The 25,963-nt window shown below is 72.0% G+C and carries 25 protein-coding genes; 13 read left to right on the plus strand and 12 right to left on the minus strand.

The features are described from left to right. Positions 1–66: 66 nt before the first annotated feature. From EDD93_RS19270 to EDD93_RS19290, 5 genes are all read left to right on the plus strand, one after another. Entirely contained in the window at positions 67–618 is a 552-nt protein-coding gene (locus EDD93_RS19270; RefSeq protein WP_123526317.1) for a hypothetical protein, read from the plus strand. A 42-nt stretch (positions 619–660) separates the two neighbouring features. Continuing rightward, complete coding sequence (locus EDD93_RS19275; RefSeq protein WP_123526318.1) at positions 661–1,440, plus strand: maleylpyruvate isomerase family mycothiol-dependent enzyme; 780 nt, start codon at positions 661–663, stop codon at positions 1,438–1,440. Positions 1,441–1,526: 86 nt separating this feature from the next. After that, entirely contained in the window at positions 1,527–2,594 is a 1,068-nt protein-coding gene (locus EDD93_RS19280; RefSeq protein WP_123527863.1) for a PHP domain-containing protein, read from the plus strand. Between the two features lie 58 nt (positions 2,595–2,652). Then, positions 2,653–3,219 (plus strand): type 1 glutamine amidotransferase domain-containing protein, encoded by a 567-nt coding sequence (locus EDD93_RS19285; protein ID WP_123526319.1) that lies wholly within the window; start codon positions 2,653–2,655, stop codon positions 3,217–3,219. 140 nt (positions 3,220–3,359) lie between these two features. Next, the gene (locus EDD93_RS19290) at positions 3,360–4,490 is read left to right on the plus strand and encodes a glutathione-independent formaldehyde dehydrogenase (protein ID WP_123527864.1); all 1,131 of its coding nucleotides are present in this window, start codon (positions 3,360–3,362) and stop codon (positions 4,488–4,490) included. A gap of 15 nt (positions 4,491–4,505) precedes the next feature. Here EDD93_RS19290 and EDD93_RS19295 read toward each other — a convergent pair whose 3' ends face one another. The 3 genes from EDD93_RS19295 to EDD93_RS40275 are packed head-to-tail and all read right to left on the minus strand — an operon-like array spanning position 4,506 to position 6,069. Beyond that, a complete protein-coding gene (locus EDD93_RS19295) occupies positions 4,506–5,168 on the minus strand; it encodes an endonuclease (protein WP_398904159.1) in 663 nt (220 codons plus the stop codon). A gap of 48 nt (positions 5,169–5,216) precedes the next feature. Next, positions 5,217–5,690 carry a DUF6328 family protein gene (locus EDD93_RS19300; RefSeq protein WP_311318324.1) on the minus strand — a complete coding sequence of 158 codons (474 nt, stop codon included), beginning with the start codon at positions 5,688–5,690 and terminating at the stop codon, positions 5,217–5,219. 7 nt (positions 5,691–5,697) lie between these two features. Beyond that, positions 5,698–6,069 carry a VOC family protein gene (locus EDD93_RS40275; RefSeq protein ID WP_123526321.1) on the minus strand — a complete coding sequence of 124 codons (372 nt, stop codon included), beginning with the start codon at positions 6,067–6,069 and terminating at the stop codon, positions 5,698–5,700. Positions 6,070–6,252: 183 nt separating this feature from the next. On the opposite strand from EDD93_RS40275, the gene EDD93_RS19310 reads away from it, so the two are divergent. The 4 genes from EDD93_RS19310 (at position 6,253) to EDD93_RS19325 (ending at position 9,147) form a co-directional block, all read left to right on the plus strand. Beyond that, complete coding sequence (locus EDD93_RS19310; RefSeq protein WP_185092373.1) at positions 6,253–6,948, plus strand: HemK2/MTQ2 family protein methyltransferase; 696 nt, start codon at positions 6,253–6,255, stop codon at positions 6,946–6,948. After that, entirely contained in the window at positions 6,929–7,222 is a 294-nt protein-coding gene (locus EDD93_RS19315) for a CDGSH iron-sulfur domain-containing protein (protein ID WP_123526322.1), read from the plus strand. Before EDD93_RS19310 ends, EDD93_RS19315 begins: the two co-directional genes overlap by 20 nt. Then, a complete protein-coding gene (locus EDD93_RS19320) occupies positions 7,219–8,247 on the plus strand; it encodes an iron-containing redox enzyme family protein (protein WP_123526323.1) in 1,029 nt (342 codons plus the stop codon). Before EDD93_RS19315 ends, EDD93_RS19320 begins: the two co-directional genes overlap by 4 nt. A gap of 99 nt (positions 8,248–8,346) precedes the next feature. Next, a complete protein-coding gene (locus tag EDD93_RS19325; protein ID WP_123526324.1) occupies positions 8,347–9,147 on the plus strand; it encodes an SAM-dependent methyltransferase in 801 nt (266 codons plus the stop codon). 30 nt (positions 9,148–9,177) lie between these two features. On the opposite strand, the gene EDD93_RS19330 is transcribed toward EDD93_RS19325, so the two are convergent. The 8 genes from EDD93_RS19330 to EDD93_RS19365 all read right to left on the minus strand — a co-directional run bounded on the left by EDD93_RS19330 (position 9,178) and on the right by EDD93_RS19365 (position 18,653). Further along, on the minus strand, positions 9,178–10,188 hold the full coding sequence (locus tag EDD93_RS19330) for an LLM class F420-dependent oxidoreductase (protein ID WP_123526325.1): 1,011 nt from the start codon (positions 10,186–10,188) through the stop codon (positions 9,178–9,180). Positions 10,189–10,302: 114 nt separating this feature from the next. Then, positions 10,303–11,112: a DUF5336 domain-containing protein gene (locus EDD93_RS19335; protein ID WP_123526326.1), complete on the minus strand. Its 810-nt coding sequence runs from the start codon at positions 11,110–11,112 to the stop codon at positions 10,303–10,305. Positions 11,113–11,332: 220 nt separating this feature from the next. Next, positions 11,333–12,268 (minus strand): N-acetylmuramoyl-L-alanine amidase, encoded by a 936-nt coding sequence (locus EDD93_RS19340; protein WP_123526327.1) that lies wholly within the window; start codon positions 12,266–12,268, stop codon positions 11,333–11,335. Positions 12,269–12,336: 68 nt separating this feature from the next. Then, positions 12,337–12,981, minus strand: a complete 645-nt coding sequence (locus EDD93_RS19345) for a class I SAM-dependent methyltransferase (RefSeq protein ID WP_123526328.1) — start codon at positions 12,979–12,981, stop codon at positions 12,337–12,339. Between the two features lie 135 nt (positions 12,982–13,116). After that, on the minus strand, positions 13,117–14,742 hold the full coding sequence (locus EDD93_RS19350; protein WP_185092374.1) for a chitobiase/beta-hexosaminidase C-terminal domain-containing protein: 1,626 nt from the start codon (positions 14,740–14,742) through the stop codon (positions 13,117–13,119). A 250-nt stretch (positions 14,743–14,992) separates the two neighbouring features. Further along, positions 14,993–16,312: a M20/M25/M40 family metallo-hydrolase gene (locus EDD93_RS19355; RefSeq protein WP_123526330.1), complete on the minus strand. Its 1,320-nt coding sequence runs from the start codon at positions 16,310–16,312 to the stop codon at positions 14,993–14,995. Further along, on the minus strand, positions 16,309–17,700 hold the full coding sequence (locus EDD93_RS19360) for a cytosine permease (protein ID WP_123526331.1): 1,392 nt from the start codon (positions 17,698–17,700) through the stop codon (positions 16,309–16,311). Before EDD93_RS19360 ends, EDD93_RS19355 begins: the two co-directional genes overlap by 4 nt. Beyond that, on the minus strand, positions 17,700–18,653 hold the full coding sequence (locus EDD93_RS19365; RefSeq protein ID WP_123526332.1) for a DUF1177 domain-containing protein: 954 nt from the start codon (positions 18,651–18,653) through the stop codon (positions 17,700–17,702). Before EDD93_RS19365 ends, EDD93_RS19360 begins: the two co-directional genes overlap by 1 nt. Positions 18,654–18,805: 152 nt before the next feature. Here EDD93_RS19365 and EDD93_RS19370 point away from each other — a divergent pair, with 152 nt between their 5' ends. Next, on the plus strand, positions 18,806–19,627 hold the full coding sequence (locus tag EDD93_RS19370) for an IclR family transcriptional regulator (RefSeq protein WP_123526333.1): 822 nt from the start codon (positions 18,806–18,808) through the stop codon (positions 19,625–19,627). A gap of 92 nt (positions 19,628–19,719) precedes the next feature. After that, the gene (gene pepE, locus EDD93_RS19375) at positions 19,720–20,448 is read left to right on the plus strand and encodes a dipeptidase PepE (RefSeq protein WP_123526334.1); all 729 of its coding nucleotides are present in this window, start codon (positions 19,720–19,722) and stop codon (positions 20,446–20,448) included. On the opposite strand, the gene EDD93_RS19380 is transcribed toward pepE, so the two are convergent. Further along, a complete protein-coding gene (locus EDD93_RS19380; protein WP_123526335.1) occupies positions 20,411–22,204 on the minus strand; it encodes an MFS transporter in 1,794 nt (597 codons plus the stop codon). The genes pepE and EDD93_RS19380 overlap by 38 nt on opposite strands. Positions 22,205–22,462: 258 nt before the next feature. Between EDD93_RS19380 and EDD93_RS19385 the strand changes: the two genes are divergently transcribed. Further along, complete coding sequence (locus EDD93_RS19385) at positions 22,463–24,652, plus strand: acyl-CoA dehydrogenase (RefSeq protein ID WP_123526336.1); 2,190 nt, start codon at positions 22,463–22,465, stop codon at positions 24,650–24,652. Between the two features lie 12 nt (positions 24,653–24,664). Continuing rightward, a complete protein-coding gene (locus tag EDD93_RS19390; protein ID WP_123527867.1) occupies positions 24,665–25,861 on the plus strand; it encodes a lipid-transfer protein in 1,197 nt (398 codons plus the stop codon). Positions 25,862–25,963: the final 102 nt, after the last annotated feature.

The raw sequence follows: 25,963 nt of genomic DNA on the forward strand, positions 1-25,963 counted from the left end.
CAGCCTTGCGGGGGAGTGCCGGGCCCCGGCGCCCCGTCGTGATGTGCCCGGCCAGGGAGGCCCGCCGTGCCCCGTTCCGTACCGCTCCGCCGTCTGCTCACGGCGCTGCTGCTGTGCTGCGCCGTCACGATGGGCACCACCGCGTGCGGCGGCGACGACAGCACGACGAGCAGCAGTTCGGCGTCGCCCTCCGGCACGTCCTCCGCCCAGGCCCAGAAGTACGCCAAGACGCGGTTCGTCGCCAACGCGGGGCTCGCCGCGGGCGCCACCTACCAGTGGGTCGTCAAGCCGTACCGGGCCGGCAAGTTCAAGAAGGGCGCCGACGGGCGGACCTTCGCGCTCGTCAAGGCCGGACTCGCGGGCGGCTTCGCCTACAACAGGCTCAAGGCCGCCACCGAGAACGCCAAGGGCGACCCGCTGCTCGCGAAGGCCGTGGCACCGCTGACCGCCGGCATCGCCTCGCTCAAGGGCCTCGCCACCAAACTCCGCAAGGGCGAGGCGGGCGCGGGCGACATCGGCGCCTTCGAGAGCGTCATCAGCGGCATCAAGGACGCCGGGAAGAGCGCGGGCGCCGAGGTGAAGGACAAGGTCCCCTCCACGTCGCAGCTCGGCGGATAAAGGCCGGGAACGGCGCTCGGGGCAGCCCTTAGGCTGCGGGGCATGAGCCAACTCACGCATAAGCGCTACTGCGACGAAATCGTTCTGAGGACCGACGCGTTGAGGGCCGCTGTGGCCGACGGCGACCTCGACGCGACCGTACCGACCTGCCCCGAGTGGACGCTGCGCGACCTCGCCGTCCACGTCGGCGGCGCCCACCGCTGGGTCGGTGAGATCGTGCGCACCCGGGCCACCGAGGAGGTCCCGAACGAGCGGGTGCCGCACTTCACCCCCGAGGGCGAAGACCCCGCCGTGCTGGACGCCTGGCTGGCCCAGGGGGCGGCGCAGACCGCCGGGGCACTGCGTGAGGCGGGGCCGGACCTGCCGGTCTGGTCCTGGTCCTGGGACCACAGCGCCGGGTTCTGGGCGCGGCGCGTGGCGATCGAGACCGTCGTGCACCAGGCGGACGCCGCCCTGACCGCGAAGGTGCCCTACGCGATGGCGCCCGATCTGGCGGCGGACACCATCGACGAATGGCTGGACATCGTCGCCTTCTCCGCCTCCTCGGGATACGACCCGGAGGCGGCCGAGCTGCGCGGCGCCGGGCGCTCCATCCACCTGCACGCCACCGACGCCCCCGGCGCCGAGTGGCTGATCGAGTTCGGTGAGGACGGCTTCACCTGGCGCCGCGCGCACGACAGGGCGACCGTGGCGCTGCGGGGCCCGCTCACCGACCTGATGCTGGTCTTCAACCGCCGCCTCGCCCCGGACAGCGACCGCGTCGAGGTCCTGGGCGACGCGGAGCTGCTGGACTTCTGGCTGGCGCGCTCCTCCTTCGGCTGACCGGACGGACTCCGGCCGGTGTGCGGGCCGGGCCGCACTGCGCCAAGCTGAAACGGCAGCCCGTCCCGTCCGGCGAGGAGGTGGCGATGGACCCGGTCCGGGCCCTGGAACGGATCGCCTTCCTGCTGGAGCGCGGCAGCGCGGACACCTACCGCGTCCAGGCCTTCCGCACGGCCGCCCGCACCGTCGCCGCCATGGCCGACGGGGAGGCCGTCCAGCGGGTCACGAACGGCTCGCTGGAGCGGGTCAAGGGCATCGGCCCCAGGACCGCGCAGGTGATCAGGGAGGCGGTGGCCGGCGAGGTACCCGGCTACCTGGAGCGGCTGGAGACCGAGACCGAGGAGAGCGGACCGCTCGCCGAGGGCGGTGAGCGGCTGCTCGCACTGCTGCGCGGCGACTGCCATCTGCACTCCGACTGGTCGGACGGCGGCAGCCCGATCGAGGAGATGGGCCGCACGGCGGCGGCGCTCGGCCACGACTGGGCGGTGCTCACCGACCACTCCCCCCGGCTGACCGTGGCCAACGGTCTCTCGCCCGAGCGGCTGCGCCGGCAACTGGACGAGGTGGCCGCGCTCAACGAGCGCTGGGCGCCCTTCAGACTGCTCACCGGCATCGAGTGCGACATCAACCCGGACGGCTCCCTCGACCAGGAGGACGAGCTGCTGGCGCGCCTGGACCTGGTGGTCGTCTCCGTCCACTCCAAGCTGCGGATGGACCCCGGACCGATGACCCGGCGCCTCCTCGCGGCCGTCCGCCACCCGAGGGCGAACGTCCTCGGCCACTGCACGGGCCGGCTGCTCACCGGCCGGGGCCGCCCGGAGTCGCGGTTCGACGCGGACGAGGTCTTCGCCGCCTGCGCGGAGGCGGGCACGGCGGTCGAGATCAACAGCAGACCCGAGCGCCTCGACCCGCCCCGCCGGCTGCTGCGCCGGGCCGTCGGGGCGGGCGCCCTGTTCGCCCTCGACACCGACGCGCACGCGCCCGGCCAGCTGGACTGGCAGATCCACGGCTGCGCCCGCGCCGAGGAGTGCGAGGTCCCCGCGGAACGCGTCGTCACGACGTGGACGGCGGACGAGCTGCTGGCCTGGACGGGCGCGGGCACTGTCCCGGACCGCGCCCGGGGACGTCAGAACGGGACAGAAGACGGACAGTAGAACCGAGACGCCCGCACGGGCCGTCTCGCCGGAAGCACGAGCGAGAGGAAAGCGCATCATGACCGACAAGCCCCTGAACGGACACCGCGTGCTGGTCCTCGTCACCAACTACGGAGTCGAGCAGGACGAGTTGCTGGTGCCGCTCCGGCGGCTGCGGGACGACGGGGCCGAGGTCACCGTCGCGGCCGCGTCCGCCGAGCCCGTACAGACCCTGGTGGGTGACAAGGACCTGGGTGAGAGCGTCGCCCCGGACACCACGTTCGACCTGGTGGACCCGGGCGACCGCCAGCTCCTGCTGATTCCCGGCGGCACCCTGAACGCCGACCAGCTGCGCCTCGACGACAAGGCCCTCGCCATCGTCAGGGCCTTCGCCGCCTCGGGCCGCCCGATCGCGGCCATCTGCCACGGCCCCTGGGCCCTGGTGGAGGCCGACCTGGTCCGGGGCAGGACCCTCACGTCGTACCCCTCGCTGCGGACCGACATCCGCAACGCCGGCGCAGCGTCCTGGGTCGACGAGCCCGTCGTCAGTGACAGCGAGGGCGGCGGCACCCTGGTCACCTCCCGGACGCCCAAGGACCTCGACGCCTTCCTCGACGCGATCGGCAAGGCCCTCGTGGGCTCCTGAGCCCCGCGGGGCGTCAGGGAGCCCGGCCCGCTGCGCGGGGAGCCCGTTGCGCGCATGGTGGAGAGGGGACATTTGTCCGGCGCTCCGGGCCGCCACCCCGCCCGGGGCGCCGCACTCCGATGGAGAGGGCGGTGAGCTGTGTGAAAGCACTCGTCTACCAAGGACCCCGCGACGTCGCGGTCGTCGAGGTCCCCGACGCGGGGATCGAACGTCCGACGGACGCGCTGGTGAAAGTCACGTCCACCAATATCTGCGGCTCCGACCTGCATATGTACGAGGGCCGGACCACGATGGAGACCGGGCGGACGCTCGGCCACGAGAACCTCGGGGAAGTGATCGAGACCGGGAGCGGGGTCGACCGGGTGAAGGTCGGCGACCGGGTCTGCCTGCCCTTCAACGTCGGGTGCGGATTCTGCGCCAACTGTGAGCGCGGCTTCACCGGTTTCTGCCTCTCGGTCGACTCCGACACACCCGGTGGTGCCTACGGTTTCGCCGCCATGGGGACCTACGCGGGCGGCCAGGCCGAGTACCTGCGCGTGCCGTGGGCCGACTTCAACTGCCTGGTCCTGCCCGAGGACGCCGAGGAGAAGGAGAACGACTACGTGATGCTGGCGGACATCTTCCCGACCGGCTACCACGCCACGGAACTGGCCGATGTGTCACCGGGCGAATCCGTGGTGGTCTACGGAGGCGGCCCCGTCGGCCTGATGGCGGCGTACTCCGCCCGGCTGCGCGGCGCGAGCCAGGTCCTGGTCGTGGACCGGCAGCCCGACCGGCTGCGACTGGCCGAGGAGGCCGGCGCCGTCGCGGTCGACGACTCCGGGGGCGACCACGTGGACCGGATCCTGGAACTGACCGGGGGCGGCGCCGACAAGGGCTGCGAGTGCGTCGGCTACCAGGCACACGACCCGCAGGGCGAGGAGAGGCCCGAGGCGACCATGAACGACCTGGTGGCCTCCGTGCGGGCGACCGGGGCCATCGGCGTCGTGGGCGTGTTCCTCCCGCAGGACGACGGCGCTCCCAACGACCTCGCGCAGGAGGGCAAACTGCCCTTCGACTTCGGTCAGTTCTGGTTCAAGGGCCAGCGCATCGGCACCGGCCAGGCCAACGTGAAGGCGTACAACCGCCGGCTCGGCCGGCTCATCCGGCACGGGAGGGCGAAGCCGTCGCTCATCGTCTCGCACGAACTGCCCCTGGACGAGGCGCCGTCCGCCTACCGCCACTTCGACGACCGCGATGACGGTTGGACGAAGGTCGTACTCAAGCCCTGAGCGCGTCCAGACCCGTCAGTCACGCCCCCGCAGGTCCGCGACGATGTCCTTGTCCAGTGCCGCGCGTACCAGCGCCGCCGCGAGGACCGCGGGCCCGTGGCGGCCCGCAGGGTGGGCCCGCTCCGCCAGCCGGACCAGTTCCTCCGGTGCGCTGGGCAGCCCCAGCCGCTCCGCGCCCTGCAGCGCCTTCTTGTCGAGGAACGGGGCTGTCTCGGGCCACACCGCCTGCGCCTCGCGCAGGAAGATGTCCGCGCCGGCCGGCCCCATGCCCGGTGTCCGGCGCAGCCCGGCGCGCAGGGCGCCGAGATCGCCGTCGGCGGAGCGGCGAAGGCGCCGCAGGTCGCCGCCGTACTCGTCGAGCAGCAGCCCGGCGCCCTCGCCGAGCTGGTCCGCGGTCCTCTCGTCGTAGCGGCGGTAGCCCCCCTTCCCGAGGGCGTCCACGCGCTGCTGCCACGTGCTGTCGAGCATGCGGCGCGGGGTGCGCATGCCGTCAAAGAAGAGCGCCTCAGCGGCGGCCACGGCGACCGAGGCCCTGATCCGGGCGCTCAGGAGGTGACTGAGCACCAGCAGCTGGTACAGGGGCTGCGGGGTGTCGCGCAGCCGGATGCCCGCCTCGGCGGCGTACGTCGTGCCGTGCTCGGTGAGCAGGGCCTCCATGGTTCCACGGCTGTCCGTCACCAGTGGTCCCCTTCCGATGTCGGGTGGCCCCCCACGTGCGGGCCCGGGTCACTCGCGGTGGCGTGCCCAGGCCGGAAGTACGAACCAGCAGACGCAGAACCAGATCACCATGGCGCCGACGAGCCACAGCGCGAGTGAGTTGTGCAGCGCCACGCGCAGAATCAGCAGCAGCGCCAGGGCCATGGTGCAGAGCAGGAGCCCGAGGCCCAGCAGGGTGAGCCGGGAGGCCCACTTCACCGTCCAGGGCTTCAGCCGGCGGCCCGCGAGCAGGCGGTGCAGCGAGACCGGCCCGATGAGGGCGCCGGTCGTGGCCGCGCCGAACATGACCGTGACCACGTAGATGTTGCGGTCGGTCGCGGACAGGTCCGTGAAGCGCTGCTGGAACACGACGGTGAGCAGGAATCCGAAGAGGATCTGCACACCGGTCTGAGCCACCCGCAGCTCCTGGAGCAGATCCGTCCAGTTGCGGTCGGCCCGCTCCTCCTCGGTCTCCTGGCGCCCGTGCGCGTTGTCGCCCGGCACAGCGGATCTACCGCCGGCACAGGCAGAAGGGATGTCCGACCGGGTCCGCGAAGACGCGGAAGCCGCGCTCACCGCCCCGGTCGTCCAGATCCAGTGCCGTGGCGCCCAGCGCGAGCACCCGCTCCTGGGCCGCTTCCATGTCGTCGACCTCGAAGTCCAGGTGCGCCTGCTGGGAGTTGTCATCGGCGCGGGGCCAGTCCGGCGCCCGGTACCCGGGTGCACGCTGGAAGGCGAGCCGCGTGCCACCGGGCAGGTACAGGTCGTACCAGTCCTCCGTGTAGCGCTTCACCTCGCCCCCGAGCACATCCGCGTAGAAGCGGGCCAGCGGTTCCGGCTCCGGGCAGTCCAGAGCCACCAGGCTGAACGTGGCGACAGCCATCGCGTCCTCCTGAACATCGGTACACAGGGACAGGAACAGAACACGTTCCCTCCATGTCCAAGCTAAACCGCGGTCCTGCGGCCGACACCTCGGCACCAGGGCGTGAGAAGTGCGCCGCCGGGGGTACTGGGCGATGGTTGCAGTGTGACGTGCGTATGTCGCGCAGTGGTGAGAGGTGAGTCGATGCTCGGATTCCTCGGTCTGCTCGGTACCTACGACCGCACCGGCCGGATGATGGTGCCGAGGGGCGTCTACGCGCCCCAGGAGGACACCCTTCTGCTGCGTGAGGCGCTCGCCCGGGAAACCGTCCACGCCGGGACGACGGTCCTGGACGTCGGGACGGGGTCGGGTTTCCTCGCTCTCGCCGCGGCCCGGCGGGGCGCGCGCGTCACCGCCGTGGACCGCACCCGCCGCGCGGTTCTGGCCACCCGCCTGAACGCGGCGCTCGCCGGGGTACGGGCCGAAGCGGTCCGGGGCGACCTGCTGGCCCCGGCGGCCGGCAGGCGGTTCGACCTCATCCTCAGCAATCCGCCCTACGTGCCCGCGCCGGACCCGGCCCTTCCCCGCCGGGGCTCAAGCCGGGCATGGGACGCCGGGAACAACGGCCGCCTGGTCATCGACCGGCTGTGCGCCGGAGCCGCCGGAGTGCTCAGGCCCGGCGGGGCGCTGCTGCTGGTTCACTCCGCCCTGTGCGGGGTAACCGAGACGCTGGACCGGCTGGGGCAGGCGGGCCTGCCCGCCGAGGTGACCGACCGCCGGTCCGTGCCCTTCGGGCCCGTGCTGGCGGAGCGGCGGCAGTGGCTGCTGGACCGTGGCCTGGTCGGACCCGGTGACGACAAGGAAGAGCTGGTGATCATCCGTGCCGAACGCAGCGAGTGACCGGCCCAGGCGAGTGACGCCGACCCGGGAGGGGCCGGTGCTGCTCGAAGGCCCGGTCGAGGTGACCCTCGACGACGGGAGCACGGTGACCTCGGACCGGTTCACCGTGGCCCTGTGCGTCTGCCGGCGCAGCCGCACCTACCCCTGGTGCGACACCAGCCACCGGCGCAGAGCCGGCGCCCGCGCGGACCGCGAACCGCGCACCGCAAGCCGGCCGGGGCCGGACGGCGAGCGGACGGGACACCGGGGCCCCGGTGAGGAGCCCGGCACGTGACCACTGCGGAAAACGCGTCCGCCCACCGGCCGGGGCCGATTCTCCCGGCAGGCCGTGGAGAGCTCAGCCACGCGGTCCTGCGCACGCTGCGCACCCGCCCCGGCGGCGAGCACACCCTGCCCTCGGGCCGGGCGGTCGACGGGGCCGATCCGTACGGCGAGGACCTGCACCTGGCGCTCTACGTCTGTTACGAGCTGCACTACCGCGGGTTCCAGGGCGCCGACCCCGGCTGGGAGTGGAATCCGGAACTCCTCGGGCTCCGGGCGGGCCTGGAACGCCGCTTCCTGGACGCGCTGCGCACCGACACCGGGGCCGCACCGCGCAGCGTGGACGAGGCGTTCGCCGGGATCCTCGTCGAACCGGCGGACGGCAAGGGCCTGTCCCACTTCCTCCGGGACGAGGGCGAGCTGTGGCAGCTGCGGGAGTACGCCGCGCAGCGGTCGCTCTACCACCTCAAGGAGGCCGACCCGCATGCGTGGGTGATTCCCCGGCTGCGGGGCCGTGCCAAGGCAGGCATGGTCGCGGTGGAGTTCGACGAGTTCGGCGCCGGCGCGGCCGACCGGATGCATTCCAGGCTCTTCGCGGACCTGATGACGGACCTGGGCCTGGACACGACGTACGGCCGCTACGTGGACGTGGCGGCGGCGGAGATGCTGGCGAGTGTCAACCTGATGTCGCTCTTCGGCCTGCACCGGGCGCTCCGGGGCGCCCTGGTAGGCCATTTCGCCGCGGTCGAGGTCACGTCGTCCCCGGCCTCCCGGCGGCTGGCGGAGGCGATGCGGAGGGCGGACGCGGGCGCGGCGGCGGTGCACTTCTACGCCGAGCACGTGGAGGCCGACGCCGTCCACGAGCAGGTGGTCCGCCGCGAGGTCGTCGGTGGTCTGCTGGAGGACGAACCCTGGCTGGAGGCGGACGTGGCCTTCGGCATCGAGGCGACGAACCTGCTGGACGCGCGGCTGGGCGGCATGACGCTCTCCGCCTGGCGCCGGGGCCGCTCCAGCCTGCGCGTCCCGCAAGGGAGTTGACCGCCCGCCGGGCTGGTGCGGACGTTGCTGGTGAGGAAGCATGGGTACGCGCGGTACGGGGGTCGCCCGCGCGGCCGATGTACGACCTGAAGAGGACCGATGACTGACGAGCAGGGCACCCGGACGCCGGTGGACGGGATCGACACGGGCACGCCGCATTCGGCGCGGGTGTGGAACTACTGGCTGGGCGGCAAGGACAACTACGAGGTGGACCGCCGCCTCGGGGCGACGATGGCGGAGCTGTACCCGCAGATCATCGACATAGCGCGCGCCTCCCGGGCGTTCCAGGCGCGAGCGGTGCGCTATCTGGCCGCCGAGGCGGGGGTGCGGCAGTTCCTGGATCTGGGCACCGGCCTCCCGACGGCGAACGCGACGCACGAGGTCGCCCAGGACGTCGATCCGGCCGCCCGCATCGTGTACGTGGACAACGACCCGATCGTCCTGGCACACGCGCGCGCCCTGCTGACCAGCCGGCCCGAAGGGGCGACGGACTATGTGCACGCGGATCTGACGGACGCGAAGACGGTGCTGCGGGAGGCCGCCCGGACACTGGACCTCGACAAGCCGGTGGCCGTGATGCTGCTCTCGACGCTGGGCCACGTCGCGGACTCGGGCGAGGCCGCGGCGCTGCTCCGCGGCTACCTGGACGCGCTGCCCGCGGGCAGCCATCTGATGCTGTGCGACACCATCGGGACTCCGGAGACCGAGGCCGGTTCCGAGGAGTACGCCAGTGGCGGTGCCGTGCCGTACATCTCGCGCCCCAGGGAGGCCGTGGCATCCTTCGCGGACGGACTCGACCTGGTGGAGCCGGGCTTCGGCTCGATCAGCCTGTGGCGCCCCGATGAGCCCGTCGCCGGTGAGCCGGTCGACCAGTGGGGATTCGTGGCCGCCAAGCGGTAGGGGCGAGGCGGGGTCCGGCTCAGGAGGCGGTTACTGGTTGAGCTCCGCCAGCACCCGCAGGGTGTGCGGGTCCGGGGCGGTCACCAGGAGGTCGGTGACAGGGCCCTTGCGCCACAACTCAAGCCGTTCCGCGATCCGTTCGCGGGGGCCGACCAGTGAGATCTCGTCGGCGAACGCGTCCGGGACGGCCAGTACCGCCTCCTGCTTGCGGCCCTGGAGGAACAGTTCCTGGACGTGCCTCGCCTCCTCCTCGAACCCCATCCGCGCCATCAGATCCGCGTGGAAGTTGCGGGCGGCGGCGCCCATGCCGCCGATGTAGAAGCCGAGCATCGCCTTCACCGGGAGCAGCCCCTCCGCGACGTCGTCGCAGACCTGGGCGCGGGCCATCGGCGCGATCATGAACCCGTCGCGGAGGCCGGTGAGGGAGGCCTCGTACACATCGGTGCGCAGCGGCGACCAGTACAGCGGCAGCCAGCCGTCCGCGATCCCGGTGGTCTGCGCGATGTTCTTCGGGCCCTCCGCGCCGAGCAGCACCGGAAGCCCGGCCCGCAGCGGATGGGTGATCGGCTTGAGCGGTTTGCCGAGCCCGGTGGCGTCCGGGCCGTTGTACGGGTGCGGGTGGAAGCGGCCGTCCAGCTCGACCGGTCCCTCGCGGCGCAGCACCTGACGCACCACGTCCACGTACTCGCGGGTCGCGGTCAGCGGGCTGCGGGGGAACGGCCGTCCGTACCAGCCCTCGACGACCTGTGGTCCGGAGAGCCCGAGGCCGAGCATCATCCGGCCGCCGGAGAGGTGGTCCAGGGTCAGGGCGTGCATCGCGGTCGCGGTAGGGGTGCGGGCCGCCATCTGAGCGATGGCGGTGCCGAGGCGGATGCGGGAGGTGTGGGCGGCGATCCAGGTGAGCGGGGTGAAGGCGTCCGACCCCCAGGCCTCAGCCGTCCACACCGAGGAGTAGCCGAGGTCCTCGGCCTGTCGGGCGAGGTCGAGGTGGGCCGGGTTCGGGCCGCGGCCCCAGTATCCGAGAGCGAGTCCGAGCCGCATTCCGCTGCCTCCCAGCATTTCTGACGCTGCATCAGATATAGCCGGAGGGTACGACAGCGGCCCCCCGCCCGGAAGGGGGCGGGGGGCCGCTGTCGATGGTGCGTGTGCCGGTGATCAGCCGCGCTGGATGCCCGTGGTGTCCTGGAGCACGCCACGACGGCCGTCCTGGGTCTGGGCGATGAGGCCCGGACCGCGCTGCTCGACCGCGAGGTACCAGGTACCCGGAGCCAGTTCGGCGATCGGCGTCGGCGAACCGTCCTCGCCGTACAGCGGACGGGCCACCGGAACCGCGAACCAGAACGGGGTGAAGTCACCGGCCGGCGCGGCGTCGGCCGCCGGGGCCTGCTGGGCCGGCGCCGCCTGCTGCGGCTCGGGCTGACCGGGCTGACCGGGGTGACCGGGCTGCGGGGCGCCGTACGGCTGCGGCTGGCCCGGCTGCTGGCCGCCGAAGGACGGCTGCTGCGCGCCCGGGTAGCCGTAACCCTGGCCGGGCTGCGGCTGACCGCCGTACGGCGGGTGCACGGCCTGCGGCTTCGGGGCGCCCGTGAGCGGGGCCTTCAGCGCCGGAAGCAGCGGCGACGCGACCGCGCCGCCGGCCAGCACCAGAGCGGCGATCAGGCCGAGGATCAGACCGGCGCCGGCGTCGATCTGACCGAGGTCGATGATCGTCCAGAACAGGTTCCACGCGGTGAACACCGTTGCGGCCACGCCGAACTGGGCCAGGTCCAGGCCGGCGACCTTGCGCGGCTGGGGCTGCGAGCGGGAGAGCACGATCAGCGCGGCACCGGCCACCCCGACCAGGTAGACACCGATCGCATTGCCCAGCGAATCCCAGGAGTTCGGTGCGTCGATGTCGGAGTTCCCGTAGGAGAAGTAGTCGAGGAAAGAGGCGATGAACAGCACGACCGCTGCTCCGATCACCACGCCATCGCCTCGAGTGAGGGAGCGGATATTCACGTGAAGGTCCTTAGTGGGTCGTCTCGTCGGGGCGGTCGTCGCTGCCACCGGTACGGCGGGCACGGCGCGAAGCTCGGGGGCGGCTCCCCATCGTACGGATGAATCTATCGTCTGCCCGAGCGGGTTGTGCCCCCCGTCCGGACGTTGGTCGGGCATCCTCCCGAATTCATCGCAGAACCACCTCTTACTACCCGTTGAGGTAGCTGCTGATGCCGTCGGCGATGCCCTGAGCCGCCTTCTGGCGCCAGCCCGCACTGGTGAGCAGGGCCGCGTCCTTCGGATCACGCATATTGCCGCATTCGATGAAGACTTTGGGCACGGTAGACAAATTAAGTCCACCCAGATCCTTGCGGGTGTCCAGTCCGGTATTGCCGCCGATGTAATTGGAAGGCGCACTTCCGGTAGTGCGGACGAAGAGTCCGGCGATACGCGTACCGAGATCGCGCGACGGGCCGACGATCTCCGTGGTGTCCGCGATGCCGCTGCGCACCGGTGCGGGAAGAATCACATGGAAGCCTCGGTTGCCGGCCGCCGAGCCGTCCGCGTGGACCGAGACGACCGCGTCGGCCCCGGCCTTGTTGCCGATCCGGGCCCGTTCGTCCACGCAGGGGCCGAACGCCCGGTCGTTGTCGTGGCTCAGCACCACCTTCGCGCCCTGCGCCCGCAGCAGTGTGCGCATCCGGTGCGCCACGTCGAGGGTGAACTCGGCTTCTGCGTAACCGGAGTTGGTGGAGGTCCCGGTGGTGTCGCACTCCTTGTGCGTGGTGCCGATGTCCACCTGCCGGGCGATCTCGGCGGTGTGCAGGTGGTTGCGCGGGTTGTGCCCGGGGTCGATCACGACCGTCTTGCCCGCCAGCGGCCCGGACGGGCCCTTTGCCGCCGAAGCCGACGCGGCGGGCCGGTGCTTTGCCGGAGCCGGGCTGCTGCGCACCGGCGACGGGGAGGCCGGGACCGGCGAGGAGGCCGTCGCCGCGGACGGCGAGCCGGCGGCCGCACCGGGCCGGGCCTGCGCGGTGTCGCCGGCGCCGCAGCCGGCCGCGCCCAGACACATGACGGTCAGCGTCGCGGCGGCGAACAGGGCCGGGCGGCGCGGGGTGGGGGGAACGCTCTCGTCGTCACGCACCCGGCGATGCTATCCGGCGCCCCGTCCGGCGTCCGGCGGCCCGGCGGCCTCCCCGGCGGGGGCCGCTGTCAGATCCCAGGCCCGGTCCGCCGCAGGACGCGCAGCGAGTCGGTGACCGAGACCTCGGTGAACGCCCCGGAGGCCAGCGCCCGCAGATAGATCCGGTAGGGGGCCTGGCCGCCGTGCGCCGGGTCGGGGAACACGTCGTGGATCACCAGCAGCCCGCCGTCGGCCACATGCGGGGCCCAGCCCTCGTAGTCGCCGTTCGCGTGCTCGTCGGTGTGGCCGCCGTCGATGAAGACCAGGCCGAGCGGCCCGCCCCAGACGGCGGCGACCTGCGGGGAGCGCCCCACCAGCGCCACCACGTGCTCCTCCAGACCGGCCGCGTGCAGTGTCCGGCGGAAGGTGGGCAGGGTGTCCATCCGGCCGACCTCCGGGTCCACCACGGTCGGATCGTGGTACTCCCAGCCGGGCTGCTGTTCCTCGCTGCCCCGGTGGTGGTCGACGGTGAGGGCCGTGGTCCCCGCGGCGCGGGCGGCGTCCGCGAGCAGGATGGTGGAGCGCCCGCAGTACGTGCCCACTTCAAGGAGCGGCAGCCCGAGCGCGGCGGCCTCGGCGGCGGCCGCGTACAGGGCCAGCCCCTCCACTACCGGCATGAAGCCCTTAGCGGCCTGGAACGCGGCAAGAATCTCCGGCTTGGGCTCGGCGGCCACGGGGTTCCTCCAGTTGGGGCGGGATACGGGGACGGGGCATGTCAACGGCGCCCCATCGTGCCGCACGCCCGCGCAGCCGGTGCGCGCGGGGGCTCACCGCGGGGGCGGCGTGCCCCCGCGGCCACGTCCGCCGGCTCAGCCGGTGAAGGTCAGCGAGACGGGGCGGGAGGCGTTCCCGCAGGCGTCGACCGCGACAGCCTCCGCCCGGTAGCGGTGGCCCGCCACCGCGTCCGGGACCGGGATGTCCAGGGCGTTGGGGCGCGGCATGAAGTAGTAGTCGGACAGCACCTTGGAGGAGAGGACCTTCGCGCCGGTCACCGTGTCCGTGACGTCGACCCGGTAGTGGTGGACCAGCTGGTCGTCCACGGCCTGCGCGACCCGCAGCGCCGTGCCGCCCCCGGTGAGGCGCACCTGTGTGAGCGGCCTGCGGGTGGTGAACTGCGGGGCCACCGTGTTGCGACGGGCGGCGGTGTAGCGGAAGTTGTCCTTGATCTGCTGGTTCGTGCTGCCCTTCAGGCGTACGGTCCAGCCCGGACCGGCCAGTGTGCCGGCGCTCGCGTACGGCGGCTGCCAGCTCGCCGACCACTGGCCGCCGGTGTAGATGTCGTGCTTGTCGGCGGCCATGTTGATCCGGTCGATCTCGGTGCGGTCCTTGTAGACCTCGACGAAGAGCGCCTGCGCGGTCGGCGCCTCGAAGCGGTCCGCGAGCCCGTTGTCCGTCACCATCTGATAGCCGTGGTCGACCTCCACGTACGACATCGAGCCGTCGTTGACGGAGGTGAAGTCGCGCTGGTGCACGGACCGGTCGTCGTTGACGTTGAGGTGCGAGTGGCCGGAGAAGAGGATCGCCTGCGGGAAGGCGCTCAGGTCTGCGGCCAGCCCCGGATTGCTGGCCTGCTGGCCGTCCATCGTGGTGCCGGCCGTGGGCCGGTGGCCCTGGACCAGGACCGGCTTGCGGGAGGCTGCCGGCCCGGTGGTGAGCGCGGCCAGCCGGTTCTTCAGCCAGGTGCGCTGCGCGGCGTCGCCGTCGTAGGTCTCGGTGTTCACCGTGAGCAGGTGGACGCCCTTGACGTCGGACTCGTAGTAGCCGCCGCCCGAGTCGGGGAACCAGGCCTTCGGGTAGCCGGCCCGGATCATGGCGAGGCTGTCGTCGTGGTTGCCGTTGGACAGCAGCACCTGGGTGCCGGTCATGCCCTTGCGCTTCAGGTTCGCCTGGAAGATGTCCGAGACGATCCGGTGGTCGGGGCCCTTGCCGTCGCCGTTGTCGTTGATCATGTCGCCGTTCGACAGGATCGCGTCCGGGTGCGGGAAGACCGAGCCGATGGTGTCGAAGAAGCTCTCGTACTTCTTGTCGTTGTGCTCGTGGTCGCCGACATGGACGTCCGACATGACGACGAGGCGGGCGAGCGGCTTCTCCTTCGTCCTGATCAGGTAGCCGTACGCGACGGCCACACTGGCCCGGCCGCCCCGGAAGGCGACGGCCGTCACGTTGGTGTCCTCGGTGATCCGCAGCGGCCGGCCGGGGGAGTAGGCCCGGCTCGCCCGGGTCGGGGTCGTACCGTCCAGCGTGTAGCGGACGGTGTCGCCGCGCCCGGCGCGGAACGTCAGGGCCACCGTGTGGTCGTACCGTCCGCCGGGGACGCTGACACCGGGTGCGGCCGGCGGGGCGGAGTGCGGCCGGGCCTGGGCGGCGGCCGGGACGACGGCCGGGGCGGCGAGCGCCAGGGCGGCCGAGGCGATCACGAGCGGGGTGAGTCTCACGGGGGGTTCCTTGTCTGCGCGACGGCGTGACGGTGTGATAACAGAGCGGTAACCGGTCTGAACCATCGACGTTAGGCAGCGCGGACCAGCCGGAGGGGTGAGCCGGACGGCCTTCCGGTGAAGCGCCCGTGAATGTCCGTGGTGCGGCCCCGCCGCACGCCGTACGCCCCCGCCGAAGGAGTCGGCGGGGGCGTACGGGAGGGGTGAGCCCGGGTCGGGGCGGGCCCCTGGCAGGGCTGTGACGCAGCGGTCAGCAGCTCTGCCAGAGTCGGGTCATGACGCGGACGCCGAAGCGCAGTCCCTCCAGCGGGACGCGCTCGTCCACGCCGTGGAAGAGGCGGCCGTAGTCCAGGTCGTGCGGGAGCTTCAGGCCCTTGAAGCCGAAGCAGCGGATGCCCAGGTGGGTGAAGGCCTTGGCGTCCGTACCGCCGGGGTTGCAGTACGGCACCGGGTGGCCGTCCGGGTCCTCGGCGCGCACCGCGTCGCACATGGCGTCGACGAGCGGGCCGTCGAACGTGGTCTCCATCGCGATGTCGTGGTTGACCCACTCGCGGCTGATCGAGGGGAGCAGCAGCCGGTCGATCGTGTCGATCAGCTCCTGCTCGTGGCCGGGCAGGAAGCGGCCGTCGACGCGGGCGGTGGCCTTGCCGGGGATGACGTTGGTCTGGTAGCCGGCGTTGAACATGGTGGGGTTCGCGGAGTTGCGGAGCACCACCTGCATGAAGTCGGAGACCGGGCCGAGCTTCGCGAGGCTGCCCTCGATGTCGTTCTCGTCGAACTCGACGCCGTAGAGGCGGGCGGCCTCTTCGAGCAGGGCGCGGACCGGTTCGATCAGCCGGACCGGGAAGGTCTCGCGGCCGATCCGGGTCAGCGACTCCGCGAGGTCGGTGACCGCGTTCTCGTCGTTGGGGGACGAGCCGTGGCCGGCCCGGCCGGTGGCGGTGAGCTCCATCCAGGCCATGCCGCGCTGGGCGTTCTCGATCGGGTACAGGCGCCGGGTGTCGTCGATGGCGAAGGAGAACCCGCCGCCCTCGCCGATCGCCTCGGTGACCCCGGCGAACAGCTCCGGGCGGTGCTCGACCAGCCAGTGGGCGCCGAACTTGCCGCCCGCCTCCTCGTCCGCGAGGAAGGCCAGGACCAGGTCGCGCGAGGGCTTGGTGCCGGTGCGGGCGAAGTGCCGGGCGGTGGCCAGCATGACGGCCACCGTGTCCTTCATGTCGATCGCGCCCCGGCCCCACAGGTAGCCGTCCCGGATCTCGCCGGAGAACGGCGGCACCTGCCACTCGGAGGCGTCGGCGGGGACCACGTCCAGATGGCCGTGGACCATCAGGGCGCCCCGCTCCGGGTCGCTGCCGGCGATCCTGGCGATGACGCTGGCCCGGCCCGGCGCGGACTCGATGAGCTCCGATTCGATGCCCACCTCCGCGAGGCGGCCCATCACCCATTCGGCACTCGCGCGCTCGTCGCTGGTGGGGTTGGAGGTGTCGAACCTGATCAGTTCGGCGCAGAGGTCGACGACCTCGGCCTGGGCCTCGTCGGAGGCCGGGACCAGGGGTGCGGTGGTGCTCATGCTGCTCCCACGGAGGTGGTGGTGCGGGCGTCGGGGACAGCGCTGTCCTCGTCGTCCTGGGTGGTGGAGGTGCCGTACGGCTTCACCCAGCCCAGCAGGCCGAGTACGCAGTACAGGACGAAGGCGGTGGCCAGCGAGTTCAGGGCCGGTATGCCGCCGTCGTAGAACTTGCCGACGCAGAAGGCGACGATCCAGATGACGATGGACATCGGCACCCAGGTCGGGGAGGTCGCCGGCAGGGTCTCGGCCTCGCGGGTCTCGTCCAGCGGCTTGCGCATCTTCTTCACGACCCAGTACTCGGCCACGATGATGCCGCCGATCGGCGGGATGGCGACGCCGAGGATCGTGAGGAACTCGGTGAAGTGGGTCATGATCCCGACCGCGGACAGGAGCGTGCCCGCGATGCCCAGGACGATGGTGACGGCGCCTCGGTGGATCCGCTTGCCGAAGACGACCTGGAAGAAGTTGACGACGCCGAGCGAGGAGCCGTACAGGTTCCAGTCGTTGATCTTCGCCGTGGACATCAGGACCACGATGACGCCGAAGGCGCCGGAGGTGGAGAGCACGATGTGCGAGACCTCGTTGCTCTTGACCAGGTGGCCCAGGAGCACGCCGGTCAGGCCGACGATGTACTCGGAGAGGATCATCGAGGACGCGCTCTGCAGGAAGACGTGCGAGCCCTTGCGGTTGTAGCGGGTCATCTCGGGGGAGACGATCGCGCCCGTCATGTAGCCGCCCGCGATGGCGGTGGCGGCGACGGCCAGCGGGATCGTGTCGCCGGGCGGCGGCGAGTGGACCAGGTCGCTGAAGGAGTGGTCGTTCAGGGTGCGGATGACGGAGAAGGCGACCATGGCGAAGAAGAGCGGGGTGACGATCTTCGCGAAGTTGGCCATGTACTTGAAGCCGAAGATCACCAGGGCGGTGATGGCTATGCCGGCCAGCACGCACCACATCCAGGACGGTCCGCCGACCAGCTCCGAGACGCTGTTGCCGAAGATCGTGTTCTGGACGCCGAACCAGCCGACCAGGCTGACCGCGATGACGAAGCTGACCAGCGCGGAGCCGTTGCGGCCGAAGCCCACCCAGCGGGTCAGCATCGGGGTCGCGAGACCCTCGCGCATACCGGCCAGGCCGATCGCGAAGATCACGATCTCCAGGATCACCGCGCCGAGCGTGAAGGCGAGGAAGGCGTTGCCGAAGGTCATGCCGACGCCGATGGTGGCGCCCAGCGTGAACTGCGAGATCGAACCGGACTGGGCCAGCCACTGGAGCAGCATGGACCAGAAGCCGAACCGCTTGTCGCGCGGGACGCGCGAGAGCGAGTAGTCGTCGCTGCCGATGCTCTTGGTCTCGTGGACCGGGGCGTCGGCCTGCGGGGCGGCAGCCATCAGGACTCCTGGGGTGTGCGGCCGAAGGTCTGCAGGTGGGACAGCGACCCGTAGCGGTTGACGAGGTTGTCGAACTCCACCGCGTCGTGGAAGTCCAGGTGGCCCGCGCCGAAGGCCTTGGCGACCTCGACGGCGTAGCGGGCGGCGGAGGCGATGTCGCTCTCGTGACTCGCGCCCGTCTGGCAGCCCGGCACCGCGGCGGCCGAGGTGACCGCCAGACCGACCACGGGAGCGGCCGTGGCGGTGGAGGGCTGGAGGATCGAATTGATGTGGTGTGCCCCATTACCGTACGGCGTGATGTCCTGTGTGGTCACGGGGTACGTGACCAACGGCTCACCGGTCACCACGGCCAGCAGCTCACCGAGCTGCTCGCTGACCCGGAGCACCCAGCCCTCCTTGACGGTGGGCGACAGGGCGAGGCCCTTGTGGTTGATGATGCGGTTGCCCTTGGTCGTGTCGACGGAGAGCACGGCCTCCATGGCGTCGCTCACCTCGTGGCGGTTCATGGTGGCGATGTCCACGGGCGAGCCCATGAACGGCACCGGGTCGTGCGGCTCGGTCGGCGCGTCCGGGCAGATGTGGGTGGCGACGATCACATCGCCGGGCAGCACGTCGCCGCGGCGGCGCATGTCGAGCAGCTTCGCGGCGGTGGCGACGGCACAGACGGCCCCGTCGGCGTCGGAGACCAGCCCGGTCATCTCCGGCCGGGCGCCGATGCCGCCGAGCCGGCCGACCACACCGAGGGTGCGGGCGGTGCCCCCGGCCGTGCGGCCCCGGGAGCCGGGGATGCGGACCATCACGAAGTCGGTCGAGCCCCGCTCGCCGGCGACCGTGGTGACCTCCGCCGACGAGCCCTCGGCACCGGCCACGGAGTCGAGGTACTCGACGACCGTCTTGCCGTTGGCCTGCGGGTCGTCGAGGAGGTCGACGATGTCCAGTACGTACTTCAGCATGGGGGGCCTTTCTCGCGCATCCATCACACCCGTCCGGCGCCCGGCAGGGAGTGGGACGCCGGACGGGGTGCTGAGAGCAGATTCGGGATCGGATAGCGTTGAGCGCAACCATTTCCCGTTATCTGCAACTCAGGTCTGAATGGTGAGATCACATGGCGGACTTCGATCTGGACCGGCGCACCCCCGCCGGGGCCCTGCAAACCGTCGACCGGGCGCTCCTCGTGCTGCTCGCGTTCGAGCGGACCAGACCCGACTGGGGTGTCACCGAAGTCGCGGAGGAGTTCGGCTGGGACACCTCGGTGGCCCAGCGGCTGCTCGCCACCCTCGCGGGGCGCGGCTTCCTGGTCTCCGACCCGGCCACCCGGCGCTACCGTATCGGCCCCGCCGTGCTGCGCCTGGGCAGGCTCTGGGAGCGCTCGGGCTCGCTGGAGCTGCTCGCCGGACCCGTCCTGGAGGAGCTGCGCCGGGTCACCGGGGACACCGTGCTGTTCTGCCTGCCGGACAGCTTCCACATGCGGTGCGTGGCCGCCGAGGAGGGCGAGACCGGGCCGCTGCGCTACTACCCGCTGGTCGGTGAGCTCTACCCGGCGCACGCCGGGGCGACCAGCAAGTCCTACTACGCCTATCTGCCGGACGAGCAGCGCCACCGGCTGTTCCGGGGCCGCCCGATGGCCCGGTTCACCGACCGGACGGTGACCGATCCGGACCTGCTGGAGGCGGAGCTGCTGAAGGTGCGCGCCCAGGGGTACGCCTGGACGGTCGGGGAGTACGACACGGGAATCGCGACGCTGGCCGTACCGGTCTTCCTGGGACGCGAACCGTACGGCAGCCTCAGTCTGGGCGGCGCGGAGGAACGGTTCGAGGGGGCGCCGGAGAACCGGCTCGAAGCCCTGCGGAAGGCGGCCGAAATGCTGGAGCGGCGCCTCACCCATCCGCCGCAGCGTCCGAAGCCCCGGTCCCGCCGCACCGGCTGAACCGTGAACACCCGCTCCGTCCGGGCGACCTGACCACCAGTCACCCGTACCGCCCGCACGACCTGACCCGAAGAGAACCCAAGAGGAACCCCGTGAATCTGCTCCTGCTCTCCAACTCGACCCAGTACGGCTGCGGTTACCTGGAACACGCCCTCGACACCGTGCAGGCGTTCCTGCCCTCCGGCGCCAGCCTCGCCTTCGTGCCGTACGCGCTCGCCGACTACGCGGCGTACACCACCCGGGTCCGCGACGCCCTGGAGCCGGCCGGCATCAGCGTCCGCGGCGTCCACGAGAACGCCGACCCGGTCGCCGAACTCGCCGCTTCCGACGCCGTGTTCATCGGCGGCGGCAACTCCTTCCGGCTGCTCAGCGCGCTCTACCGGACCGGGCTGCGCGAGGCCGTGACCGGGGCGGTGCGCGAGGGGCTGCCGTACATGGGGGCCAGTGCGGGGACGAACATGGCGGCGCCCACCCTGCGCACCACCAACGACATGCCCATCGTGCAGCCGCCGTCCTTCGAGACGCTCGGCCTCGTCCCGTTCCAGATCAACCCGCACTACCAGGACCCGGACCCGGACAGCACCCACAAGGGCGAGACCCGCGAGGAACGGCTCACCGAGTTCCTGGAGGAGAACGACGTCCCCGTGCTCGGCCTGCGCGAGGGCTCATGGCTGCGGGTCAACGGGCGCCAGGCCCGGGTCCAGGGCGCCCGCCCCGCACGGCTGTTCGCCCGGGGCGCGCAGCCGCAGGAGCTCCCGGCGGGGACGGACGTCTCTCATCTGCTCACGACCGCACCGAGGTTCGACGCTCCGGTGCGCTGACGCTCAGCACCAGATCGGTCTCGGCGGGCCGGCCGCTCGCCGGATGCGCCGCCGGGTAGGCGCGCGGCGCGTATCCGGCGGCCGATCCGGCCAGTACGAAGCTGCCGCCGGCCGGGGCGGCGAGCGCGTACCGGCCCTCCGCGTCCGTCGTGGTGAGCCCGGCCTGCCGGCCCTGCCGGTCGATCAGGGTGACGTTGGCACCGGCCACCGGGGTGCCGTCCGCCTCGGTGACCCGGCCCCGGAAGCCGGAACCGGGGAGCGGGAGCGGCAGGCCGGAGAGCCGGGCCGTGGCGTCGCCCGCACTGCTGGCGAGCAGGACCGGCGCGGCGGCCGCCCGCTGCGACGGCAGGAACGCGGCCAGCACCAGGCCGATCAGCACCGCACCCGTCGCGATCATGAACGAGGTGCGGAACCCCTGCATGGTGGGCACCGCGACCGGCCCCATCTGGGTCGACGTGTGCGCCAGCACCATGCCGATCACCGCGCTCGACACCGAGGTGCCGATCGAGCGCATCAGGGTGTTGAGCCCGGTGGCCGCGCCCGTCTCCGAGGCGTCGACGGCCCCGATGATCAGTGCGGGCAGCGAGGAGTAGGCGAGCCCGATGCCCGCGCCGAGCACCACCGCGATCACGATCGTCTGCCAGGCGGCGCTCATCAGGCCGAGCCCGGCCCCGTAGCCGATCGCGATGACCGCCAGGCCGAGCATGAGTGAGACCTTGGGGCCGTACCGGGCGGACAGCCGGGCGTACAGCGGGGCGACGAGCATCATCGTCAGGCCCAGCGGCGCCACGCACAGTCCGGCGACCACCATCGACTGGCCCAGTCCGTATCCGGTGGACAGCGGCAGCTGGAGCAGCTGCGGCAGGACCAGCGAGACGGCGTAGAAGGCGACCCCGACCATGATCGAGGCGAGGTTGGTGAGCAGCACCTCGCGGCGGGCGGTGGTGCGCAGGTCGACCAGGGGTGCTTCGCTGCGCAGCTCGAACACGCCCCACAGCAGCAGCACCACCAGGCCGGCGGCGATCAGTCCGAGGGTGGTGACGGAGGTCCAGCCCCAGTCGCTGCCCTTGGTGATGGGCAGCAGCAGCAGGACCAGTCCGGCCGAGAGGCCGAGGGCGCCGATGACGTCGAACCGGCCGGGGGCCCGCAGTGCGGGCTCCGGCACGGCGAGGACGGTGAGCCCCATGGCCAGTACGCCGAGCCCGGCCGAGCCGAAGAAGAGGGTGTGCCAGTCGGTGTGCTGGGCGACCAGTGCGGCGGCGGGCAGTGCCAGTCCGCCGCCGACGCCGATCGAGGAGCTCATCAGGGCCATCGCCGAGCCGAGCTTCTCGCGCGGCAGCTCGTCACGCATGATGCCGATGCCCAGCGGGATGGCGCCCATGGCGAAGCCCTGGAGCGCCCGGCCCACGATCATGATCACGAGGTCGTCGGTGAAGGCGCATATCAGGGAGCCGATCACCATGACGGCGAGGCTGGCCAGCAGCATCTTCCGCTTGCCGTTGAGGTCGCCGAGCCGCCCCATGATCGGCGTGGAGACGGCTCCGGCGAGCAGCGTCGCCGTCATGACCCAGGTGGCGTTGGACGGGTCGGTGTCGAGAAGGGCGGGCAGGTCCTTGATGACGGGGACGAGCAGGGTCTGCATCACCGCGACGGTGATACCCGCGAAGGCGAGTACGGGGACGATCCCCTTGCCCGTCTTCGACGTCCGCGGATCAGGGAGCTCCGAGGACTGCTGTTCGTGCGTCGTCTGTGGCATACGTGCGGCCTCCGGGCGGCGGAAGAGGGAGGTACGGGGGCAGGGCGTGCGGGCCGTGCTGCGGGCAGCGCTGCCCGCCAAGTGTGTGCAGGGTGAAACCTTCCGCATGTCCGGGGTATTCCGGTGAACGAGGTGCGAACAGGACACACCCGCGGCCCGGCCGACCGGCCGGAAACAGATGCTCATCTGACCTTCCGTCAGATTGGAACGTGTTCTACTCTTGCGCCGTTCCAGTGGCTGCGACCGGCGAGGATCCGCATGGGCATCGGAATCACCGAAGAACACAGGGAGCTCGCGCAGGCCGTACGGGGGTGGCTCGCGCGCGCCGTACCGCCCGGGGAGATCCGTAAAATTCTTGACGCGGACGCCCCCACCGCAACCGGCGCACGCCCCGAGTACTGGGACGGCCTCGCCGAACAGGGCCTGCTCGGCATCCACCTCCCCGAGGAGTACGGGGGAGGGGGCGGCGGACTGCTCGACCTCGCCGTCGTCCTGGAGGAGGCGGGACGGGCCGCACTCCCCGGCCCCTTCCTGGCGAGCACCCTCGCCTCGGCCGTGCTGCACGCGTCGGCGCCGCGCACCCCCGGGACGGACGAGCTGGTACGGGGCCTGGCCACCGGCCGCCGCACCGGCGCCGTCGCCCTCGGTCCCGGCGGCCTCACCGCCGTCGAGCAGGGGGACGGGCACCTGCTCGACGGGGAACTCCCGCCGGTCCTCTCCGCCGCCGGCGCCGATCTCCTGCTGCTCCCCGCCGCCTCGGTCACCGGCACCCGCTGGTTCGCCGTCGACACCGCGACCCGGGGGCTGACCGTCCGCCCGCACCGCTGCGCCGACCCGACCCGGCCCACCGCCGAGGTCCGGGCCGACGGCGTCCTGGTCCCCGCCGGGCGGCTGCTGCCCACCGACTCCGGCCTCGTCCGCGACCTCGCCGCCGTACTCCTGGCCGCCGAGGCGTGCGGCACCTCGGCCCGGTCCCTGGAGACCGCCACCGAACACGCCAAGGTCCGCGAGCAGTTCGGTCGCCCCATCGGACAGTTCCAGGGCGTCAAACACCTCTGCGCGGACATGCTCGTACGGGTCGAACAGGCCCGCGCGCTCACCTGGGACGCCGCCCGCGCGGCCGGCGAGGCCCCGGAGGTACGGTCCATGGCCGCGGCCCTCGCCGCGTCGGCCGCCCTGGACGCCGCGTACACCTGCGCCAAGGACGCCATCCAGATCCTCGGCGGCATCGGCTTCACCTGGGAGCACGACGCCCACCTCTACCTGCGCCGGGCCCTGGTCGCACGGCAGCTGCTCGGCTCCGGCGACGTCCACCGCCGGCGCGCCGTCCGGCTCGCCGCCGCCGGAGCCCGCCGCGGCCTCACCCTGGAGCTCCCGCCGGAGGCCGAGGCGCACCGCACGGCCGCCCGCGAGGCCGTCGCCGCCGCCCGGGGCCTGGACCCGAAAGCCGCCCGCCGCGCCCTCGCCGCCACCGGCTACGCCGCCCCGCATCTGCCCGCGCCCTACGGACTGGACGCCGGCCCCGTACAACAGCTCGCCGTACAGCAGGAGTTGCGCGAGCAGGGGGTGAAGCTGAGCGACCTGTCCATCGCCACCTGGGTGATCCCGTCGCTCATCGCGCACGGCACCGCCGAGCAGCAGGACCGCTACCTCCTGCCGACCCTGCGCGGCGAACTCCAGTGGTGCCAGCTGTTCTCCGAACCCGGCGCGGGCTCCGACCTCGCCGCACTGCGCACCCGCGCCGAACGCGTCCCCGAAGGCTGGCGGATCAACGGCCAGAAGGTGTGGACGAGCGCCGCCCAGTGGGCCGACCACGGCATCCTGCTCGCCAGGACCGACCCGGACGCCCCCAAGCACCGGGGGCTCGGCTACTTCCTGGTCGACATGAAGAACGCCCGGGGCATCGACATCCGCCCGCTGAAGGAGATCACCGGCGAGTCCCTCTTCAACGAGGTCTACTTCGACGACGTGATCCTGCCCGCCGACGCCCTCGTGGGCGAGGCCGACGGCGGCTGGCGGGTCGCCCGCAACACCCTGGGCAACGAACGCGTCCACATGGCCGACCAGATGTCCTTCGACACCGGCCTGGAGGCCCTGATCGAGCGCTCCGCCGGACTCGACGGCGCCTGCCGGGTCCGGATCGGCGCACTCGCCGCCGAGGCCCACGCGCTGGCCTGCATCGGGCTGCGCACCACGCTGCAACAGGTCTCCGGCCTCGAACCGGGCGCGGGCGCCTCCGTACGCAAGCTCGTCCAGACCGTCCACCAGCAGAAGGTCGCCGAACTCACCCTCGAACTCCTCGGCCCCGCAGGGGCGGTCGCCGAAGGAGCCGGGGAGCGGGCCGTGCACGGCTTCCTGATGTCCCGCTGCCTGACCATCGCGGGCGGCACCACGCAGGTCCAGCTCAACGTCGTGGCCGAGCGCATCCTCGGCCTCCCCAGGGACTGAAGGGAACCCATGATGAGGTCATACATCGTCGGCGTCGGGATGACGAAGTTCGAGAAGCCCGAGACCCGCGAATGGCAGTACTGGGACATGGCGAGGGAGGCCGGCACCGCGGCGCTCGCCGACGCCGGCGTCCGGTACGAGGACGTACAACAGGCCGCCGTCGGCTACTGCTTCCAGGCCTCCACCGCCGGACAGCGCGCCGTGTACGAGCTCGGCCTGAGCGGGATACCCGTCTACAACGTCAACAACAACTGCGCCACCGGCTCCACCGCGCTGATGATGGCCCGGCAGTTCGTCGAGGGCGGCGCCGGCGACTGCGTCCTCGCGCTCGGCTTCGAGAAGATGGCGCGCGGATCGCTCGGCGGCGGCGGGGCCGACGGCGGCGCGGGCGACTTCAAGACGTCCCCGGTCGCCCGGCACTACGGGATCATGGCCGCCGCCCACGGCTTCGAGATGACCCCGCCCACCGCCCAGATCTTCGGCAACGCGGCCCGCGAGCACATGAAGCGCTACGGCACCACCGAGGCGCAGCTCGCCGCCGTCGCAGCGAAGAACCACCGCCACTCCACGGGCAACCCGTACGCCCAGTTCCAGGCCCCGTACACCGTCGACGAGGTCCTCGCCGCCAAGCCGATCCACCATCCCCTGACCCGGCTCCAGTGCTCACCGACCTCCGACGGGGCGGCGGCAGCCGTCGTCGTCTCCGAGCGCTTCGTCGACGAGCACGGACTCGGCGACCGGGCCGTCGAGATCGCCGCCCAGGCCATGACCACCGACACCGAGGACTCCTTCGCCTCCGGGACCTGCATCGACGCGGTGGGACTGCCGATGTCGCGGGAGGCGGCCCGGCAGGTGTACGAGAGCGCGGGCATCGGCGCCGACGACCTCGACGTCATCGAACTCCACGACTGCTTCTCCATCAACGAACTCCTCACCTACGAGGCGCTCGGGCTGTGCGGCGAGGGCGAGTCCGGCCCGCTCGTCGAGTCCGGCGCCACCACCCACGGCGGCAGCTGGGTGGTCAACCCCTCCGGCGGCCTGATCTCCAAGGGCCACCCGCTCGGCGCCACCGGAATCGCCCAGGCCGCCGAGCTCACCTGGCAGCTCAGGGGAGAGGCCGGCGCCCGCCAGGTGCCGGACGCCCGCACCGGACTCGCCCACAACATCGGTCTCGGCGGCGCGGCGGTGGTGACGCTGCTGCGCCGCTGACCCCGTGGGTTCGCCCGCGCCCCGGTCCTACGCCGTTGGACGGACCCGGGCACGGTCCGGAAACCGATGTACGGGGTGCGGGGCGGCTGCGACTATGACGTC

Source organism: Streptomyces sp. 840.1 (assembly GCF_003751445.1).
Lineage (GTDB): Bacteria > Actinomycetota > Actinomycetes > Streptomycetales > Streptomycetaceae > Streptomyces.